Annotated in this window: 6 protein-coding genes; 2 read left to right on the top strand and 4 right to left on the bottom strand. The window is 38.9% G+C overall.

The features are described 5' to 3' along the window. Positions 1–40 precede the first annotated feature (40 nt). Complete coding sequence (locus ACEO2X_RS13150; protein WP_180062424.1) at positions 41–535, bottom strand: DUF6231 family protein; 495 nt, start codon at positions 533–535, stop codon at positions 41–43. Positions 536–569: 34 nt separating this feature from the next. On the opposite strand from ACEO2X_RS13150, the gene ACEO2X_RS13145 reads away from it, so the two are divergent. Continuing rightward, positions 570–1,442, top strand: a complete 873-nt coding sequence (locus tag ACEO2X_RS13145; RefSeq protein ID WP_180062423.1) for a DUF2797 domain-containing protein — start codon at positions 570–572, stop codon at positions 1,440–1,442. 81 nt (positions 1,443–1,523) lie between these two features. On the opposite strand, the gene ACEO2X_RS13140 is transcribed toward ACEO2X_RS13145, so the two are convergent. From ACEO2X_RS13140 to ACEO2X_RS13130, 3 genes are all read right to left on the bottom strand, one after another. Then, positions 1,524–3,395 carry a SurA N-terminal domain-containing protein gene (locus tag ACEO2X_RS13140; protein WP_131261456.1) on the bottom strand — a complete coding sequence of 624 codons (1,872 nt, stop codon included), beginning with the start codon at positions 3,393–3,395 and terminating at the stop codon, positions 1,524–1,526. A gap of 131 nt (positions 3,396–3,526) precedes the next feature. Further along, positions 3,527–3,799, bottom strand: a complete 273-nt coding sequence (locus ACEO2X_RS13135; protein WP_004976639.1) for an HU family DNA-binding protein — start codon at positions 3,797–3,799, stop codon at positions 3,527–3,529. Between the two features lie 223 nt (positions 3,800–4,022). After that, complete coding sequence (locus tag ACEO2X_RS13130; RefSeq protein WP_004976642.1) at positions 4,023–4,490, bottom strand: phasin family protein; 468 nt, start codon at positions 4,488–4,490, stop codon at positions 4,023–4,025. A gap of 195 nt (positions 4,491–4,685) precedes the next feature. On the opposite strand from ACEO2X_RS13130, the gene ACEO2X_RS13125 reads away from it, so the two are divergent. Further along, the coding region (locus tag ACEO2X_RS13125) for a hypothetical protein (protein ID WP_371972126.1) at positions 4,686–5,326 on the top strand (641 nt) is incomplete at its 3' end.

The following is a 5,326-nucleotide window of genomic DNA, read 5'->3' as shown; positions in this document are numbered from 1 at the left end:
CAGTTATCATTATTAGGTTTTTATGAGTTTAATGCACCACTTACCAACGGAATTTATCCCAATTTTCAGGGTTTGCCCAAAACTTAGAATTAAACCAATCAGGCACGTGCTTATAAGTCAAAATATTAAATTGCCATAAGCACAAATGATGCTGCTCAAAGCGATGTTCAATCAATTGCGTAAAACCAAGCGCTCTAAGCAATTGCTCATCTTCATGCGCAGCAATCACCACAATACGCTTTGCCAATAAGTCACGGAGCTTCACCAAAATTTGTGATGTGTGTTGTGGTGTCTGCGCAGCAAAATCGGCAGCATCTAAAAATACAACTGCCAAATCAAAACGTTGGGTAAAAGGCAGATTTAAAAATACCAATGCGCTAAAATACTGCCATTGGATAGTTGGCTGCTCATCAGCCGCTTGATTGTTATACTTCGGGCTTGCTTCAATATTTTGCCCTATACACAATGCAGTAGAAATTGGCTGTTGTTGAGATAAATCATCAATTAATGCTTGAATTAAACGCATTTCAGCCATCACTGCATTCCTTCATTTTCGAGAGAGTATTCTTATGGAACTACAAGGCATTTGCCATAAAATGCACGCAGGTCTTAAGGACCATAGTGTAACTGATGAACAGGTACACAAGGCAAATGTTGAATATAAATTTATTCTAGACCGTGCAGAAATTGACCTGCCTTTTCAGCTTGGGCAAGAACTTGAACTGGAATGGACGGGCAATATTTATTGTGTTTCTTGTGGTGTGAAAACACCAAAATCCTATTCGCAAGGACATTGTTTCAAGTGTTTTAAAACCAAAGCATCTTGCGATATGTGCATCATGAAGCCTGAGACCTGTCACTATCATTTAGGTACCTGTCGTGAAGATAGTTTTGCTCAAGAAGTCTGCTTTCAACCGCACATCGTATATTTAGCCAACTCAAGTGCTTTAAAAGTGGGAATCACCCGTTTAGGTCAAATGCCAACACGTTGGTTAGATCAGGGCGCAACCCAAGCCTTACCAATTATGAAAGTCGGCTCACGTCGTTTATCTGGGCATTTAGAAGTTATGTTTGGTACACAAGTCGCAGATAAAACCGACTGGCGCAAACTACTCAAAGGCGAAGCAGAGCCTCTAAACCTGATTGAAGTGCGGGAACAACTAATTGAAGAATTTGCACCTAAAATTCAGACCATTCGTGATGAGTTTAGTCAAAACCTTGAATTCAACGAAACGGTAGAGCTTTTAGATCAGGAACTTCCGCGTGAATTTGTGTACCCTGTAGAACAGTATCCTGAGAAAATTAAATCACATAACTTAGATAAAACCCCAATCATTCGCGGCAAACTGCAAGGAATTAAAGGGCAATACTTAATCTTGGATACAGGTGTCATCAACATTCGTAAATACACAGGTTATGAGCTAAAAATTCGCGCTGAATAAATCTTGAAACTGCTTGTCTAATCATTTTAAATGCACAAAAAAACCAGCAAATTTGCTGGTTTTTTTGTAGATGTTCATCACTTATTTGATTTTCGCTTTCGATTTCAAATATTGCGTATAGTCATCTAGCTCTTGTTGAGCACGTAATTGTTGATACAACTGCGCTAACTCTTTCAGTTGCTCAGGCGTTAAAGCATTCGATGTAGTATCGTTTACATTTGATACAGCTACCACCACCAATTCATTTGGTATAGATGCTGTTGTTACTGACCACATACCATCTTTAGGCGCAAGCACACTAAATGCAGCACGTTCAATTTCACGCTTTAACAAACCATCTGCACGGGTGAATGTGCCTGCATTTTCAAAACGGATTTGGTTTTTCGCCAAAACGGTCGCTGCAGGTTGAGTTTTAAAGGCATCCAACGCAGCTTGAATATCTTTTTTCGCTGCATCAAAGGCTTTTTTCTCAATCAGTTTAGCTTTTACGCGGGGTGTTGCTTCTTCTAAAGTTTGCACACCTGCGGCATGGTAATTACGCACTTTCACCCATACCACATCGCCATTGGCTAAAGTAATGTTACTCGATGCGTTGCGATCGCCATTTTTCACATCATCATTAAACAATTTAACTTTGACAGATGGCTGGCTTAAAACAGGATGCTGCGCCGCCAAAGTTAAACCATTAACAGATTCGACTTTGGCCGTTTTCACTTCTTCTGCCACAACATCTAAAGCATCACTACTCACCACCAATTCATTTAAGCTGTTGATGGTATCGGTATACGCATTTTCAGTTTTGGCTTTTTGCAACTCTGCCATTAAACGTGCTTTTTGAGTTTCAAACGCAGGGACTTGAACTGTAGCACCTTCTGTTTGAATCACATGATAGCCATATTGAGTTTTAATCGGCTGTGATACTTCACCAGATTTTAAGCTACCCACGGCTTTGTCAAAGGCATCGCCAAATACGCCTGCTTCATAACCTGCAACCTCACCACCTTTGGCTTTAGACTCAGGATCATCCGAATACTTTTGTGCAGCTGCAGTAAAGCTTGTACCTTGCTTAATTTCAGCTGCGGCTTGCTCTGCAAGTTTTTTAGCTGCGGCATCATCACGCGCATCGGTGGTGATTAAAATATGTTTCACTGTCGGTACAGCAGCACCTTTTTGAGTTTCGACAAACTTTTGATAAGCCTGTTGTAACTCTGCGTCAGTGACAGCCGTATTTGCAGGTGCAATATTGGCTGGAGTCACCACAATGTAATCGACATCAACGCTAGCAACCTGTTTAAAGGCATTGGCGTGCTGTTCATAATACGCAGCAATCTCTTGTGCATTTGTGGTGATGTTTTTCTTGTAGTCATCTAACTTAATGCTAGATAAATGCAAAGTACGTTGCTGGGTTTGTAAATTGGCAATTTGCTGAATATCAGACGGGCTAACTAAAGCATAATCGGTAAAGCTAGCACTCAGCATTTTTAACGCATGGTCTTGGCGTAAATTTGCCACAAGCGCCTGATTGGTCATGCCTACAGATTGCAGATAGTTCGCATACAAGCTTTCAGAAAACTTGCCATCTTGTTGGAAATTCGGTTGCTGTGCAATCATTTGTTCAATTTGTGCATCGCTCAAAGAAATCCCTAATTTCTCAGCTTGTTGTAATAACAAGGTACGTGCAACCAACGTATCTTTGGCTTTGTTTTGAATATAATTTTGATTCAATAGTGTTTCATCACCATTGGTATAGGCCAAGTATTGTTCTTTCAAGGAATTGGTCAGATTATCTAATTCTCGTTTTGAAATTTGCTGACCATTGACTGTTTGTGCAGTGTCTTCAGACTGACCTCCACTAAAATATCCTTCAATACCTACAAGTGCTAAAGGGGTCAAGAACAAGACGAGCAAAACTTTGCCCAACCAACCCTTAATAACTTTACGAAAAGATTCCATAAGTATTCCAATATTTTATTTGTGCGAGATTTTAACTGAAAACCCTCAACGAATGAATGCGTTGAAGCCGTTTATTGACATTATTAATAAAAAACGCGCCAATTGGCGCGCTTTCTTGGCATTTTAAAAGATTATGCTACTGAATCTTTTAAACCTTTACCCGCTTTAAAGCTTGGTACTTTGCTTGCTTTAATTTCAAGTGTAGCACCTGTTTGTGGGTTACGACCTGTGCGAGCAGCACGCTCTTTCACATTAAATGTACCAAAACCAACGAGGGTTACAGTATCACCCGCTTTAAGCGCTTCAGTAATAGAAGCAATTGTTGCGTCTAAGGCCTTACCTGCATCAGTCTTAGACAATCCCCCTTTCTCTGCAATTGCATCGATTAATTCTGATTTATTCATGAAAATTACGTCCTCTTAATATCGTTTATTTAAGGTCCAGAGATTTAATTTAAATTACCGTAACGCCTTTATAGCAATGCTTTGAGGGTAAAAGCAATACTCCCTGCACGCTTTTATGCAAAATAAATGGTAAAACGATGGAACTATTAGCCTCTATTCAGTTTTGCCCTAAAATACCCGATGTATAATAAAGCAACATACTTTAAGCCCCCTTTGCACAGAATTACTTTTTCGCGACATCTTCTTTTAATTGTTTATTTTCTTCAATCAACGCATCGACTTTGGCATGTAATTGCAGTACCAATTGCTCCAAATGTTGTAGGTCTTTTGCTGTCACCAAGCCAATTCTATTTAAAGAATGATTGACGCTATGGTCAATTAAACGCTCAACTTTATCTTTAGTATCAATGACCGACTCTTTGGCTTTTTCAGACACTTTTTCAACTGTTTGATCGGCAATTTCTGTAGTTTTAGATTCTAATTCCTCACCCACCTTGACCAGAGAGTCAAACAATTTATTGCCTTCTTCTTCTGCGCGTGAAAATGCACCTAAACCTGCTAGCCAAATTTGCTTGGTATATTTACGAAAATCGAGTGATGATTTACGTCCTGAGCGTAATTTATCTTTATTTTTCAATGTGGTTTCTGATTCAAGCAAATGCTCTTCTACGCTATCCGTCGTTTTTTCCATGAACCTCTCTCCTGCTTATTTTATGCGCACATAAATGTAATAAACCTACAAAATGCTTTCATAATAGCAAATTAAATACTTGATCGTTTTGCTAAACTGTTCTACAAAGCAAGATTATTCGCTGCGCTTCTTAGAATGTATTCTCAACGAAGCGCAAAACAAGGAATTCAACTTTAGATTTAGGGACTTGATTTTATGAGTGATTCGCAACAAAGACAAAGTAATCCACATTTGTTGCTGACCATGCTCATGATTGTGCTGGAAACAATTTTTAGCTTTATTCTAAAACATGATCGTGTGGTCGCTTTGCAGGCTAAAAAGTTTGTCGACCAGAAAATCACCATTAAAATTAATAGCTATATTCCTTATTTCGACATTTACGTGGAATTCAATCCAAACGGCATCTTATTTGACAGCAAAGCACCTGAACAAGCTGTCGATTTAGATGTGCGCACCACCCTCATAGATTTATTTAAAATCTTTATTTTAGGTAATCGTCGCAGTATTAAACACATGCGTATAGATGGTGACATTACCCTTAAAGATGAGTTTCGTGATCTAATTTTGCATTTTAGTGCACCCAAAGTTTTAGCTGACTGGAAACAATGGCTGAAAGAAGCACCGCAAGAACAAGAAGTGATTGGTTCTAAAAAGCGCATTGCCCCACTTTTAGACAAAATTGATGAACAACGCTCTAAGATCAACACCCTACAAGTTGAGCTTAAACAGCATAAAAACCGTATTCGTCGGATTGAACGTCGTCAAAAGCGCATTAACATCGCCTTTGGAGTAATAACAGTATTATTAATTACGTTATTAGTGTATAATTTATGGAT

The organism is Acinetobacter sp. AL9, assembly GCF_041464035.1.
Taxonomy (GTDB): Bacteria; Pseudomonadota; Gammaproteobacteria; order Pseudomonadales; family Moraxellaceae; genus Acinetobacter; species Acinetobacter towneri.
Note: the sequence above shows the minus strand (reverse complement) of the source record. Positions and strands in the feature narration are given on the sequence as shown.

Excerpts from the sequence above, each read along its gene's own strand:
- ACEO2X_RS13150 (WP_180062424.1), bottom strand. The coding sequence starts at position 535 with ATGGCTGAAATGCGTTTAATTCAAGCATTAATTGATGATTTATCTCAA.
- ACEO2X_RS13145 (WP_180062423.1), top strand. The coding sequence starts at position 570 with ATGGAACTACAAGGCATTTGCCATAAAATGCACGCAGGTCTTAAGGAC.
- ACEO2X_RS13140 (WP_131261456.1), bottom strand. The coding sequence starts at position 3,395 with ATGGAATCTTTTCGTAAAGTTATTAAGGGTTGGTTGGGCAAAGTTTTG.
- ACEO2X_RS13135 (WP_004976639.1), bottom strand. The coding sequence starts at position 3,799 with ATGAATAAATCAGAATTAATCGATGCAATTGCAGAGAAAGGGGGATTG.
- ACEO2X_RS13130 (WP_004976642.1), bottom strand. The coding sequence starts at position 4,490 with ATGGAAAAAACGACGGATAGCGTAGAAGAGCATTTGCTTGAATCAGAA.